General features: G+C 68.9%; 13 protein-coding genes. 5 read left to right on the top strand and 8 right to left on the bottom strand.

The annotated features are described in order from the left end of the window. Positions 1–4: 4 nt before the first annotated feature. Positions 5–535 carry a flavin reductase family protein gene (locus A4U64_RS15335; RefSeq protein ID WP_065922785.1) on the top strand — a complete coding sequence of 177 codons (531 nt, stop codon included), beginning with the start codon at positions 5–7 and terminating at the stop codon, positions 533–535. Between the two features lie 173 nt (positions 536–708). On the opposite strand, the gene A4U64_RS15330 is transcribed toward A4U64_RS15335, so the two are convergent. Both A4U64_RS15330 and A4U64_RS15325 read right to left on the bottom strand, forming a co-directional pair. Then, a complete protein-coding gene (locus tag A4U64_RS15330) occupies positions 709–2,493 on the bottom strand; it encodes an alpha/beta hydrolase (protein WP_231385878.1) in 1,785 nt (594 codons plus the stop codon). 116 nt (positions 2,494–2,609) lie between these two features. Beyond that, positions 2,610–3,035 (bottom strand): DUF7144 family membrane protein, encoded by a 426-nt coding sequence (locus A4U64_RS15325; protein ID WP_006933103.1) that lies wholly within the window; start codon positions 3,033–3,035, stop codon positions 2,610–2,612. A 248-nt stretch (positions 3,036–3,283) separates the two neighbouring features. On the opposite strand from A4U64_RS15325, the gene A4U64_RS15320 reads away from it, so the two are divergent. Both A4U64_RS15320 and A4U64_RS15315 read left to right on the top strand, forming a co-directional pair. After that, entirely contained in the window at positions 3,284–3,733 is a 450-nt protein-coding gene (locus A4U64_RS15320; RefSeq protein WP_029542667.1) for a DUF6325 family protein, read from the top strand. Between the two features lie 55 nt (positions 3,734–3,788). Next, a complete protein-coding gene (locus tag A4U64_RS15315) occupies positions 3,789–4,082 on the top strand; it encodes an SHOCT domain-containing protein (RefSeq protein ID WP_029542669.1) in 294 nt (97 codons plus the stop codon). A gap of 85 nt (positions 4,083–4,167) precedes the next feature. Here A4U64_RS15315 and A4U64_RS15310 read toward each other — a convergent pair whose 3' ends face one another. Next, complete coding sequence (locus A4U64_RS15310; protein WP_029542672.1) at positions 4,168–4,584, bottom strand: CoA-binding protein; 417 nt, start codon at positions 4,582–4,584, stop codon at positions 4,168–4,170. Positions 4,585–4,786: 202 nt separating this feature from the next. Here A4U64_RS15310 and A4U64_RS15305 point away from each other — a divergent pair, with 202 nt between their 5' ends. Beyond that, positions 4,787–5,581: a hypothetical protein gene (locus tag A4U64_RS15305; protein WP_029542674.1), complete on the top strand. Its 795-nt coding sequence runs from the start codon at positions 4,787–4,789 to the stop codon at positions 5,579–5,581. A 132-nt stretch (positions 5,582–5,713) separates the two neighbouring features. Next, a complete protein-coding gene (locus tag A4U64_RS15300; RefSeq protein ID WP_006933091.1) occupies positions 5,714–6,634 on the top strand; it encodes a phosphodiesterase in 921 nt (306 codons plus the stop codon). 51 nt (positions 6,635–6,685) lie between these two features. Here A4U64_RS15300 and A4U64_RS15295 read toward each other — a convergent pair whose 3' ends face one another. Genes A4U64_RS15295 through A4U64_RS15275 form a run of 5 tightly spaced genes read right to left on the bottom strand, consistent with a single transcriptional unit; the run spans position 6,686 to position 12,590 of the window. Next, the gene (locus A4U64_RS15295; protein WP_180986988.1) at positions 6,686–7,633 is read right to left on the bottom strand and encodes a dioxygenase family protein; all 948 of its coding nucleotides are present in this window, start codon (positions 7,631–7,633) and stop codon (positions 6,686–6,688) included. After that, on the bottom strand, positions 7,630–8,718 hold the full coding sequence (locus A4U64_RS15290; RefSeq protein WP_050034933.1) for a maleylacetate reductase: 1,089 nt from the start codon (positions 8,716–8,718) through the stop codon (positions 7,630–7,632). The genes A4U64_RS15295 and A4U64_RS15290 overlap by 4 nt, the downstream gene beginning before the upstream one ends. A 3-nt stretch (positions 8,719–8,721) precedes the next feature. Beyond that, positions 8,722–10,521, bottom strand: a complete 1,800-nt coding sequence (locus A4U64_RS15285; RefSeq protein ID WP_050034934.1) for an FAD-dependent oxidoreductase — start codon at positions 10,519–10,521, stop codon at positions 8,722–8,724. A gap of 36 nt (positions 10,522–10,557) precedes the next feature. Further along, on the bottom strand, positions 10,558–11,010 hold the full coding sequence (locus tag A4U64_RS15280; RefSeq protein WP_050034935.1) for a MaoC family dehydratase: 453 nt from the start codon (positions 11,008–11,010) through the stop codon (positions 10,558–10,560). Continuing rightward, positions 11,007–12,590, bottom strand: coding sequence for a class I adenylate-forming enzyme family protein (locus A4U64_RS15275; protein ID WP_065922784.1), 1,584 nt, complete (start codon positions 12,588–12,590; stop codon positions 11,007–11,009). The genes A4U64_RS15280 and A4U64_RS15275 overlap by 4 nt, the downstream gene beginning before the upstream one ends. Positions 12,591–12,610: the final 20 nt, after the last annotated feature.

Raw genomic sequence — 12,610 nt, 5'->3', positions numbered from 1 at the left:
CGCCATGACCACCCACGGACTCGATCTCCGCGACCTGCGCAACGCCTTCGGCCAGTTCGCCACCGGCGTCACCGTCATTACCGCGCGCGGTGCCGGCGCCCGGCGGGCCGGCATCACCGCGAACTCGCTGACCTCCCTGTCGCTCGATCCGCCCCTGCTGCTGTTCTGCCTCGCCAACCAGGCGCCCAGCTATGAAACGTTCTGCACCGCCGAGTATTTCGCAGTCCACGTGCTGGGGGTCGAGCAGCGGGGGCTGTCGCAGCGGTTCTCCCGGCCCGCCGAGGACAAGTTCGCCGGGCTGCCGGTCGACGAGGGGCCCGGCGGGGTGCCGCTGCTCGGCGGATGCCTCGCCCGGTTCGTGTGCACCCGCGAAAATGCTTACGTGGAGGGCGATCACACCATCTTCGTCGGCCGGGTGCGGGAGTACGAACGGGGAGAGGACGAGCCGCTGCTGTTCCACGCCGGCAGTTACCGGCTCGCGGCACCCCGGGAGGCCGTGCCCGGGTGCGTCGCCCGCTCGCCGGCCGCTCGGTAGGGCCGTCAGCCGCGCCGCCTGCCGCACCCGACGGCCGGGCGCGCGTCCATCACTACCGCCACGCCCTGGTCGGACTGTCGTCGACGTCGACGAGCAGGTGGTTCCCCGAGTCTCGGAAGATTCGGTGCCGGAACATCACTCGAATCATCGCCACCGGAACGCCCCTTCCTGTCCTACTCGCCGGCTTCGATGATCGTCCGGAGGGTGGTGAGTTGCTCGGGGGTGATCCCCGTCGGTTGCATGACCGCGTTCCACCCGTCGACGTACCCGGAGGTGTATTTGTGGCCGTGGCCGCCCGGGACACCGGTGGAGAACGGCAGGTCCGCGGTGACCTGCCAGAACGTCACGAACGGCATCCAGAACATCTCCTCGAGCACATCCTGTCCGGGTGGCTGACCGATCCAGTCCGGTTCGCCGAGGATCAGATTCGGGCTCCACCAGACGATCGGGTCGGACGGATGCATCAGGTACAGGACCCGACTGCCGTCCCAGGGCGTGTCCGCGGGAGGAATCTCCGTCCGGGGATCGTTGGTGAATCGCACCGTGCGCCCGTTCTGGTAGACCGGCTCGATCTCCGGGCTGCCCGGGGCACGCCGATCGCTGAATTCCCGGAACAGGGTGTTGAAGTTCGGGGGGCCGACGAACAGCGTCCCCGAGGTGCGGTTGCGCAGATCGTATTCGCCGCTGAAGGCGGTCTCGCCGCCGAACGAGCCGAGGCTCTCTCCGGCGACGAACAGCCGGGGGCGGTTGTCCTGTGGCAGTTTCGACCACACGTCGTAGACCGCGTCGAACAGATCGCGACCGGCTTGCCGGGCCTTGGATTGATCGACCAGATAGGAGATCCACGACGGCAGGTACGAGTACTGGAGCGCCACGGTCGCCGCGTCGCCACCGGTGAGATACTCGAACGAATCCACCAGCGCGGGGTCCACCCACCCGCTTCCCGTGGTGGTGATCACCAGCAGGTTCCCCCGCTGGAAACCTCCGGCACGGCTGAGGTCCTCGACCGCCGACGCCGCCCGGGATTCGGAGTCGTCGGCCGACGCCAGTCCGGCATAGGCCCGGATCGGCTCCAGGGCCGGGCGTTGGGCGAACTGTGTGAGCTCCTCCGTGGAGGGGCCGGAGCCGATGAAGCTGCGCCCCTGCCACCCCAACGACTCCCACGGCACCACCGATCCCGGTCCGCCCGAACGCAGGCCGGTCGTGGGCTGCTGTATGCCCTCCGGGGTCATGGTGTCCCGCACCGAGAACGCCGAGTTGGCGACACCGACGAGGCCACCGAGCAGCACACCCGACACGACCGCATAGACGAGCCAGGCGACCGCGAGCCACCCGACCACGGTCGCCGCGCGATGTCCGATCCACCGGTTGAGCAGAGCGGCCAGCCAGCGATACAAGCCCCGGACGCCGCGCCCGACCGCCAGGAGGAGACCGAACATCACTGCAGCCACGACGGGGGAGAGGACCACGAGCGCGACGTTGTACTCGGTGACCCCCATCAACCCGCGGATCTCGTGCTGCCAGTACTGACCGACGGCGAAGGAGCCGACGAACAGCACCGCCGCGGCGACGAGGAAGACCAGCCAGGAGCCGCGCCGCGGACGTCGAGGGCCTCGGTCGGCGAATGCGCGCCACACGAACGCCGCGAACACCCCCAACCCGTAGCCGATCGCGGCAGTGATGCCACAGATCATGCCCTGGAGCAGGCCTCCGCGTGGTAGCAGCGACGGCGTGAACGACAGGCACGCGAAGATCAGTGCGCCCCAGCACCCCGGAAGGGTGACGTACAGCAGCTTCCGGCGGCCCCCGGTCTCGGGCGACCGGCTCTCGTCGTCTCCTTCCGCGGCCTCGACGGTCGCGGCGCGAGCTCCGGAGCCGGGAAGACCTGCACCGGTGTTCGCCGTGTCGGGCGCGCCCGGCGCCGAATCGTCCTGGGCGCCGGTTCCCTGTTGTGTCATCGCTGTCCGCCTATGTGCGACCGGTCCGGGACGAGCGAGAAGCATTCCCGATTTCGCGCCAGGCCGACTTCTCGATCAGCAGGGGAACGAAGGTCCGGATCTCCTCCTCGGCCTGGTCAGTAGTAGTCGGCTCGCGGGTTCCAGGTCGAGATCGCCCAGATCACCACCACGTCGAGCGCGATGATCAGGATCGACCACCACGGGTAGTACGGGAGCCACAGGAAGTTCGCGAGGATCGACAGCGCAGCGATGACAATTGCCGACACTCGTGCCCACGTCGCGCCGCTGATCAGGGCGATGCCCACGACCACCATCACCACACCGAAGACGATATGGACCCACCCCCAGGTGGTCAGGTCGAATTTGAAGGTGTACTCCTGGCCCTGGACGAACACCTCGTCCTCGGCCACCGCCGCAATCCCTTGGAAGAACTGCAGGATGCCGATCGTGGCCATGATGACCGCGGCCCCGATCGACGTCCCCGCGGCGATGCCCTGTTTGACGGACATGCCTTCCTGATCGGCACGCACGTTCTGAGACATGATGCTCCCCTTCCGAGGCGGGATTGGTCTCGCCCAGTGTGCGCTTCGGCTCTGTTTCTCTGCAGTGGCTTCGGGCCTTTTTCCCGTTTCGAAGCGGTCACGAGACCGGCATGCGCCGGGGGCGGGTCGGTGTCCCGATGCCGCATGTGCAAAAACCGATGCGGGTTGCCGCGCGCGGACTATCGTCGAACAGGTGGTGGGTGGTGCGCCCGCCGAACACTGGTTCCGTCGCTGAAACGAGGCTCCTGGTGACCGATTCCGATATCGACGAGATGGGTCCGGTCGACTATCTCGTCATCGAGTTTCCTGCCGATCGCCCTCCCGACGGGTCGGCGCTACCGCTCCTGCGCGACCTCGTCGAGCGCGGCATCATCCGGGTGCTGGACCTGGCGTTCGTCCGCAAGGACCCCGACGGCTCCGTCGCCGGGATCGACATCGCCGAGGTCGGGCTCGAGGGCGAGTTCGACGTGACCCTGTTCGCGGAGGCCGCCTCGGGTCTGCTCGACGACACTGATTTCGCCGAAGCCGGAGCCGCGCTCGAGCCGGGCTGCTCGGCAGCCGTCCTGGTCTACGAGAACACCTGGGCCGCGCCCTTCGCGCGGGCACTGCGTCGCAACGGCGCCCAGCTCGTCGCGTCGGGCCGCATCCCGGTGCAGAGCATCCTGTCGTCTCTGGACGCCCTTGGATCTGAAAGCTGAAGTAGAGCAAAGTAATTCGAATCGACATGCCATTCGAGTACCCGAGGAGTGCACCATGCCCGGACTGCTTCGCGGAGTCGCCCGTACCGCCGTGGTGGCCGGAACCGCCACCGCCGTGTCCAACCGGGTGTCCCGGCGGCAGGGCCGGCGCTGGGCGGCGCAGGAGCAGGCTCCATACGACCGCGATGCGCAGTACCCGCCCGAACCTGCCCCGACGCCGGCCGCCCCGGCGGCGCCGGGAGGGACGGACCGGATCGCCGCATTGAAGGACCTCGCCGAGCTGAAAACACAAGGCGTGCTCACCGAGGCCGAGTTCGAGGCCGAGAAGGCCCGGATCCTGGCGTCCTGATCCCTCCGCTCGATCGGCACGGCGGCCGGCCGTCGCCGGCGGGTCGGCCGGTCAGCGAGGGCGACGCCGCGGCGCGGCAGCGGGCTCAGCCGCGCCGCCTGCCCCACTCGATCGCCGGGCACGCGTCCATCACCATCGCCACGCCCTGCTCGGTGGTGCGCCGGAACGCGTCCTCGTCGATCACGCCGAGCTGGAACCACACGCCCTTCGCGCCGATCGCGACGGCCTGGTCGGCGAACTCGCCCGCCGACTCCGACCGGCGGAACACGTCGACCACCTCGACGGGGAACGGGACGTCGGCGAGGGACGCGTAGCCCTGCTCGCCGAGCACCGTCGGCGCGTTCGGATGAATGGGGACGATCCGCTTGCCGCGCTCCTGCAACAGGCGCGCGATCCGATACGCGGTCCGGCCGGGATTGCCGGACAGCCCGACCACCGCCCAGGTGTCGCAGTCGTCGAGCATCAGGTTCACAGCCTTCGGGTCCTGCCAGGACGTGCTCATGGCAGCAAAATTACCCCTCGTCGGCGCGGGGCGGACATCGTCGCGGCACCCGGTCCGACCCACCGAAGGCCGACTCGTCCGGCCACCGCCGAACCCCTGCCCGTACTCTGGAGTACAGAAACTCGAGTCGTGCCGCGTTGGACCCGTCGCAACACAGCTCACCGATGCGTACGGGGCGCAGCACAGAAATGGACGCAGTCGAGTGCAAGATACGGCCGGTCGAGGCATCCAAGCCTTCATTTCCGAGGTCATCCAGCGCGGGGGCCGCGCCGAGCGGCTCGAGCACCTGCCGCGCAACCCGGTCCAGGTGTGGGGCGTCGACGGGGACAGCTGCATCGTGCGCGTCCGCGCCAAGATCGACGGGGACTGGCAGGCGCGACGGCAGGACGCCCTGCCGGACGCCGACGACACGGGCTCGCAGTTCTGGGTCTTCGTGGACCTGGGGAGCACCCCGGTGACGTACTTCGTGCTTCCGTCCGACGAGGTCGCGGCGGGGATCGCCGCCGAGGTCGACATCTGGATGGCCGATGCGCGCGGCCGGACCCGCACCGGAAGCCACGCCATCCCGCTCAGCAGCGTCGCCCACGGCAAGGACCGCTGGGACCTGCTCGGCCTGACGCCGGCCAAGGACACCACCCGCTACACCGACGACGACGCGGCCGAGGCCGAGCAGGAGCGGCTCGCCCGCAACCGCGCGCGCAAGGCGAGCGCCTCGGGCAAGGCACGCGGGGCGGCCGAACCCGAGGTCGCCGAGGACCCGCGGCTGCCGGTGCTCGCCGACTGGGACGGCTACCGGGTCAAGGGGCGGTTCGACCCCGCCACCGGCGTCCTCGAGATCACGGCCGGTCCGATGGAGGGCCGGCGGTTTCCCGATCCGACCACCGCCGCCGTCGCCGTCGCCAGCTACCTCAGCGGTGACGTCGAATCGTGCGACGGCGGCATGTTCTGGCGCCTCGACCAGCCGGAATCCACGCCGTTGGGGGCGCACCTCGCCTGACGGCACCCGAGGTTTCCGCCCTGTTCGCCGTCGCGTCGACTCCGGGGTGCCCAAGGGCAACCCGAACCCGTTCGACTATGGTCATACTCGACGTGTGCGCCTGAGCACGTCGGCGAACGGAAGTGAGAGATCATGGGCAGCCCTCGTGGGGCCGAGCGAATAGCCGAATACCCGAGGCCCTCGCACACCCTGCTGCACATCACCGACACCCACCTGGTCGGCGGAGACGAACTGCTCTACGGGACGGTCGACGCCGACGCCCGGGTGCGGCAGATTCTCGCCGATATCCGCGCGTCCCAGGTACAGCCGGACGCGCTCGTGTTCACCGGCGACCTCGCCGACCGCGGCCAGCCCGACGCCTACTCGAAGCTGCGCGGCCTCGTCGAGCCCGTCGCGCAGGCACTCGGCGCGCAGATCGTGTGGGCCATGGGCAACCACGACGACCGCGCCACCTTCCGCGAACTGCTGCTGGATCAGGCGCCGTCCACCGGCCCGATCGACCGCGTATACGACGTCAACGGCCTGCGCATCATCACCCTCGACACCTCGGTGCCAGGCTTCCACCACGGCGAGATCTCGCAGGAACAGCTGAACTGGCTGGCGCAGGAACTCGAGACGTCGGCGCGCTTCGGCACCATCCTCGCCATGCACCACCCGCCGGTGCCCAGCGTGTTCGACCAGGCCGTGCTCGTCGAGCTGCGCGACCAGGCCGGCCTCGCCGAGGTGCTGCGCGGCACCGACGTGCGCACCATCCTCGCCGGGCACCTGCACTACACCACGACCGCGACCTTCGCCGACATCCCCGTCTCCGTGGCCTCCTCGACGTGCTACACCCAGGACCTCAACGTTCCGGCCGGGTGCCAGCGCGGCCACGACGGTGCCCAGGGCTTCAACCTCGTGCACGTCTACCCGGACACCATCGTCCACTCCGTGGTGCCGACCGGCAGCTACATCACCACCGGCCGGCCGTCCACCGCGGAGGACGCGGCCCAGCGTCTCGCCGAGGCCGGAATCCGCATCCCCGAGAACCCGGACGTCACCGTCCGCGTCTAGGCGCGCGCCGCACAAACTCGGACGGTCGGTACCGGCGTCGCCACGGCCGGCCTACTCGGCGGGCGCCAGCACGATGTCGAAATCGACGCTCGCCCAGCTGCGCCCCGCGAGGTCGTGTCCGTCCGGCGGAGTCTCCTGGGCCGAGTGCTGGACGAAGTCCTTGACGAGCGAGTCCTCGACACCGAACACGCTGTCGCGGTCGAGGTAGTCGCAGCCGTCGACGAAGATATGGGTGACGAGCGTTCGAAGTCCCGGCGCGGACACCATGAAGTGCAGGTGGGACGCGCGTATCGGTGACCGCCCGGCGGCTTCGAGCAGCCGCCCGACCGGACCGTCGTGCGGAATCGGGTAGGGGGTGGGGGTCAGTCCCCAGAAGCTGTACCGGCCGTCGTCGCCGGTGAACAGGTGAGCGCGAGCCGCGACGCGCTCGTCGCGGTACTGCACGTCGTACAGTCCATCCTCGTCGGCCTCCCACACCTCGAGGCGCGCGCCCGGCACAGGCCGGCCTGTGAGGTCGCGGACGGTGCCCTGCACTCGGCACGGTTGGCCCTTCGCGCCGAACGTCAGGTCGCCGTCGGTCTCGATGCGCGGTGACCCGTCGACGAAGAACGGCCCGAACACGGTCGACGCGGTGGCGTCGCCGATGGCCTCGTTGTTGACGGCGATGGTCTGCATCGAGACACCGAGGACGTCCGAGAGGAGGACGAACTCCTGGCGTTTGTCGTCGGTGATGTGTCCGCACTCGGTGAGAAAACCGACGGCGGTACTCCATTCCTGCTCGGTGAGCCGTACCTCGCGCACGAATGTGTGCAGATGCTGGACGAGCGCCTGCATGAGCTGACGCAGGCGCGGCGAACCGGTGTTGTCGAACGACGCGACGACCCGGTCGACGAGGTCCTGCTCGCGTCGTGCCTGTTCGGGCGATACGGAGGGCACCGCGTCGAGTGGGCGGGCGGTCGGGTGGAACGGCTCGTGAGTGTGATCGGATGGGGTGTTCACGGAGTCCTCCGGGTCTGCCGCCCCGACCACGCCGCGTACAGCAGCTCGGTCAGGTTCCGCGGCGTGACGGGTGTGGGATTGGTATCGGGAACGGCGGCAAGGCAGCGCCGCACCGCGTCGGGAAGATCCGCCTCGCGCATCCCCAGCTCGGCGAGAGACGTCGGAGCGTTCGAGCGCCGCCGTAGTTCGTCGAGCGCTGCGGAGGCCGCGTCGGGATCCGTCGGGGTCGGGGATCCCAGCGCGACGGCGAGGCGCCGGCCGAGCGTGGGGAGCGACGCGGCGTTGAAGGCCAGCACGTAGGGCAGCACGACGGCGTGGGTCTGCGCATGCGGCAGACCGTACGCGCCACCGAGGACGTGGCAGATCTGGTGGTGCATGCCCGCGCCGGCCGACGCGAACCCCACGGCAGCGAGGTACGCGCCGTACAGGCAGCGGTCGCGGCCGTCGATGCCGCCGGGGTCCGCGACAACCTCCGGCAGGCCGGTGGCGAGGGCACGGGTGCCCTCGAGGCAGAGCGCGGCATTGATCGGATCGGCGCGCGGGGCCCACAGCGAGTCGATGCAGTGGGCGAGCGCGTTCAGGCCGCTGGCCACACTGAGATCGACCGGCAGGCCGACGGTCAGCTCGGAGTCGTAGATCACCGAGGCCGGAAGGACCGCGTTGTCGGCGCCGGTGGTCTTCACCCCCTTCTCGGTCAGCCCCCACACGTTGGTCGCTTCCGAACCGGCGTAGGTCGTCGGCACGGCCACGATCGGTAGGCCGGTGGTCATCGCGACGGCCTTGGCCAGGCCGACGGCCGATCCTCCGCCGATACTGACGAGGGCGTCGGCCTCGGCGTCGATTGCGGCCCGCCGTGCTCGTCGCGCAACCTCGACGGGGACGTGCGGATGGACCTCCGACCAGCGGTAAACCACCGGCAGGTCCCCGGCGATGCGGTCGGCGAGGGCATCTTCCGCCGCCGATGCCACGAGCATGACCCGCGCGGCGCCGAGCCGATCGATCTCGGCCGCGAGGTGGCGGCGTGCGCCTCCGGCCCCGAACACCACGCGCTGCGGAAGGGACTCATGGGTGAACGACAGTCCCATCGGTCACGCCTGCCGGTGCAGGATTCGGAGCATGGCGTCGCGCAGTGCGGCCACCGGGTCGTCCGCCACACGGTGTGCTCGCCATCCGATGTGGGTGTCCGGCCGGACCAGGACCGCACCGTCCTCCGCCACCTCCCGCAGCCTGTTCCAGTCGAAGTACAGGTCCTGTACCTGCTCGCCGGCTCCGATCACGATCGGGACCACCTCGACGCCGAGTTCCTCCGAGACCTTCGCCGCCGCGCCGGCCCACGCCCGGCCGGTCTTGCCGGTGAAGAGAGTGAACTGCGTGTACTTCGCCAGATCGTGCGTGGACATCTTGCTCGTCGAACTGCCTACCCAGCAATGCGGCAGGCGCACACCGGGATACGTGTGCGGCTCGTAGTAGAGTTCCGGATCCCGCGCGGGGGCGGGCAGGACGCTCCCGTCCCCGGCCACCGCGGTGGAGCCGGCGTAGTTCTGCCCCAGCTCGACGCCGAGAGCGTTGAATTCGTAGTTCTTGAGCTCCATCGCCGCCGCGAGCGCCTGCCTCTTGGTGGCACCTTCGGGTGTGTCGGCCCGGAGTTCGGCGAGTTCGGCCTGCATGTGTTCGACCGTCGTCACCCGAGTTGTGCCGAGGGCTTCGAAGATTCCCACGAACTCCCGACTGGACTTGTTGGCGCGCCTGACGATCTGCTCGGCAACAGGGACACGTTCGACCGAGTAGGTCTCGAGTAGTCCCGGACCGGCGCGTCCTTCCAGCACGGCGGCAATCTTCCAGGCGAGGTTGTAGGAGTCCTGGATGGAGGTGTTGGAGCCCAGGCCGTTGCTCGGCGGGTGACGGTGGGCCGCGTCGCCGGCGATGAAGACCCGGTGCGACTGCATGTGCGTGGCGTACATCTCGTTGTTGCCCCACAGCGAGTAGCCCGTGATCTCCACGTCGATGTCGTCGCGACCGATCATGGTGCGGACGATCTCCCGGGCGTGATCGTCGTTCATCTCCGGTGGCGGCAGCTCGATGTCGTAGCCCCACACCGCGAGCCACTCGTTCCACGGGCGCACCATGCGGACGAGTCCGGCGCCGATGCCGCCGACATCCGAGCCGGGCTGCACCACCCAGTACAGCACCGAGGGGCGGTGCGCGACGAGGTCGGTGAGGTCGGCACGGAACGTGATGTTCATCGAACCGGCAATGTCCATCCGGCCCTCGAACGGCAGGTCGAGGGAGGCTGCGATCGTGGAGCGGGCGCCGTCCGCCCCGATCAGATACTTGGCCCGGATGTCGAATTCGCGGCCGTCGAGCCGATCGAGAACACGGACGGTGACCCCATCGGCGACCTCGGAATGCGAGAGGTACTCGGTCGAGAACCGCGTCTGCGTACCGCGGACCGTGGCGTTCTTCACGAGGATCGGTTCGAGATGCGTCTGCGGAATGTCGCAGTTGAGGGACGGCGAGGCGAGCACGTAGTCGGCCTCGCGTGCGGGGTGGGTACCCCACGCCAGGATCCGCCCGAGTTCCTCGCCCGCCAGGGCGGTGCAGAACACGGTGTCACCCATGATGGCGTGGGGGGACGCCTCCGCAAGGACCTGCTGCTCGATGCCCACGTCGCGGAAGATCTCCATCGTCCGCTGATTGGTGATGTGAGCGCGTGGCGTATTGGCGGTCCACCGGTACTTGGTGATCATGATGTTGTCGATGCCGAGCGTGGACAGGAACAGTGCGGCGGAGGCGCCGGCGGGGCCGGACCCGACGATGGCGACGTCGGTTTCGACGACCGGGCCACGGGGAGGAGCGGTCTCGGCGAGACCGTCGTGAAAGACAGGCATGGGTTCTCCGAAGGCAGGGGTGACGGGCGGCGGGTATCAGTCGTAGTAGCGGAAGATCACCTCGGCGACGCAGGCGGGCTTGTCGCCGTCCTCGATCTCGATGACGCACCGGTAGACGGCGTCGACGCCGCCGTCGAACGGCACGGTGTCGGCCAGGTGCAGGTCCAGCCGTACCCGCGTGTCGACCGGAACCGCGGCCGGAAAACGAACTCTGTTGAGACCGTAGTTGAGTCCGAGGGAGCAGAAGGACGTATCGATGGTCTGCTGGATGAGCCCGCCGATCAGCGCCAACGTGTGGTAGCCGTGCGCGATGATCGATCCGAACGGGGACGCCGCGGCGCGCTCGGTGTCGAAGTGGATCCAGTTGAAGTCGTGTGTGGCCTCACCGAATCCGCGGATGTGCCGGTGGTCCAGCGTCACCCACGGACTGGAGCCCAGATGTGTGCCGACGTGCTGGGTGAGATCGGCGGTGCTGCCGAAGACGATCATCGTTCCTCCTGGGACGGGACGGGTGCGGGGCTGTCGGATCTCGGGTCGAGCATCTGTTGCACGCCCCGGCGGTCGAGCTTGGAGTTGGCCAGGAACGGGAGCTGGTCGCAGAACCGCACGCTCTTGGGGATCTTGTACGAGCTGAGGCGCTCGCGAAGGAACCTCTTCACTTCTTCCTCGGTCGGGGCGTGCCCGCGGGCCGGGACCGCAAGCATGTGGGCGGCCTCGCCGAGGTCGGGATCCGGCACGGCGGCCACGGCGGCGAGCTGGATGCCGGGGTGGTTTTCGACGGCCTGCTCGATCTCCATCGGTGAGATGTTGTAGCCGCCCGAGCGGATGAGCAGTTTCGAACGACCGGCCAGGACAAGGTTTCCCGAGTCCTCGAAGTATCCGAGATCGCCGGTGCGGAGCCATCCCGTCGGCGTGATCGCTTCGGCGGTCTTGTCGGGCTTTCCCCAATACCCTTGCATCAACGGGTTGCGTCGTACGAGGATCTCGCCGGGTTCGCCGGGGCGGTGCCCCGGGATCGGTTCGATCCGGATTTCGATGTCGTCGAGCGGCTTGCCGACGGTGCGGGTCGCCTCCGCAGGGGTGATGTCCCGATCGGTCATGGTGATGCACCCGATCTCCGTCATGCCGTAGGAGGCGCCGACGACGGGGATCCGGGCGGCGAGCCGTTCCGCCAGGCTCACCGGCAACGGACCGACCCACCACAACCGCTCGAGCGAGCCGAGGTCCGCGGTCTTGAACCGATCGTGTGCCATGAGCCTGTTGAGCATGGTTTGGATGACTCCCTGCCAGAGGGTGACCTTCTCCTGCTCGATCGCGTCGAGTGCGGCGCCGGCCTCGAAGCGCGGCAGCTGGACGAGGGTGCCGCCGGACAGAATGGCGGACACGACTTCGTTGCCCTGACCACCGATGTGGTCGATCGGCATGAGCGACAGGATGCGTGGCGCCTCGACGGGAGTGTGGCGCAGGAGCGCGGAGAAGGTGAGGATGCCGCGATGGGTCACGACGGCGCCCTTCGGGTCCCCCGTCGTCCCGGACGTGTAGACGATCGACAGCGGGGCGTCGGGATCGACGGGCCGCGCGACGGATCGTGCGGGAACCGCCTCGAAGGGCACTGGCCCGCCTGGCTCGTCACCGAGACGAACGACGGCACGAATGTCGTGGCGTTCCGCGGCCCGATCGACGAGGGCACCGAACTGCGTGCCCTCGAATCGTTCCACGGTGACAAGGACGGAGGGCGTGGCGTCCGTGAGGATGTAGTCCAGTTCCTTCTCGTTCACCCGCGTTCCGATCCCGAGGAAGAGGGCGCCCAACCGGGCGCACGCGAGATAGACGGCGACGACTTCGGGGCGCGGGTACGAGAGCATGCCGACCCGGTCGCCGGGGCACACCCCCAGCGCTTCGAGACCGGCGGCGGTGCGTTCGGCCTGTTCCCGCAGTTCGCCGTAGGTGCAGCGGAACGAACCGTGCACGACGGCCTCGCGATCGGGGTGGGCGGCGGCGCGGCGGGCGAACACGTCCCAGAGGCTGGTGTTCGAGGTGCCGGGGCTGGGATGAGGTTGATCGATCATGATGGTCCTCGGCGTGCGGT

Origin of the sequence: Rhodococcus sp. WB1, assembly GCF_001700945.1 — a bacterium.
Lineage (GTDB): Bacteria > Actinomycetota > Actinomycetes > Mycobacteriales > Mycobacteriaceae > Rhodococcus > Rhodococcus aetherivorans.
Note: the sequence above shows the minus strand (reverse complement) of the source record. Positions and strands in the feature narration are given on the sequence as shown.

What these genes read in the sequence shown, in the direction of transcription:
- A4U64_RS15335 (WP_065922785.1), top strand. Translation starts at nt 5, where the DNA reads ATGACCACCCACGGACTCGATCTCCGCGACCTGCGCAACGCCTTCGGC.
- A4U64_RS15330 (WP_231385878.1), bottom strand. Translation starts at nt 2,493, where the DNA reads ATGACACAACAGGGAACCGGCGCCCAGGACGATTCGGCGCCGGGCGCG.
- A4U64_RS15325 (WP_006933103.1), bottom strand. Translation starts at nt 3,035, where the DNA reads ATGTCTCAGAACGTGCGTGCCGATCAGGAAGGCATGTCCGTCAAACAG.
- A4U64_RS15315 (WP_029542669.1), top strand. Translation starts at nt 3,789, where the DNA reads ATGCCCGGACTGCTTCGCGGAGTCGCCCGTACCGCCGTGGTGGCCGGA.
- A4U64_RS15310 (WP_029542672.1), bottom strand. Translation starts at nt 4,584, where the DNA reads ATGAGCACGTCCTGGCAGGACCCGAAGGCTGTGAACCTGATGCTCGAC.
- A4U64_RS15300 (WP_006933091.1), top strand. Translation starts at nt 5,714, where the DNA reads ATGGGCAGCCCTCGTGGGGCCGAGCGAATAGCCGAATACCCGAGGCCC.
- A4U64_RS15290 (WP_050034933.1), bottom strand. Translation starts at nt 8,718, where the DNA reads ATGGGACTGTCGTTCACCCATGAGTCCCTTCCGCAGCGCGTGGTGTTC.
- A4U64_RS15285 (WP_050034934.1), bottom strand. Translation starts at nt 10,521, where the DNA reads ATGCCTGTCTTTCACGACGGTCTCGCCGAGACCGCTCCTCCCCGTGGC.
- A4U64_RS15280 (WP_050034935.1), bottom strand. Translation starts at nt 11,010, where the DNA reads ATGATCGTCTTCGGCAGCACCGCCGATCTCACCCAGCACGTCGGCACA.
- A4U64_RS15275 (WP_065922784.1), bottom strand. Translation starts at nt 12,590, where the DNA reads ATGATCGATCAACCTCATCCCAGCCCCGGCACCTCGAACACCAGCCTC.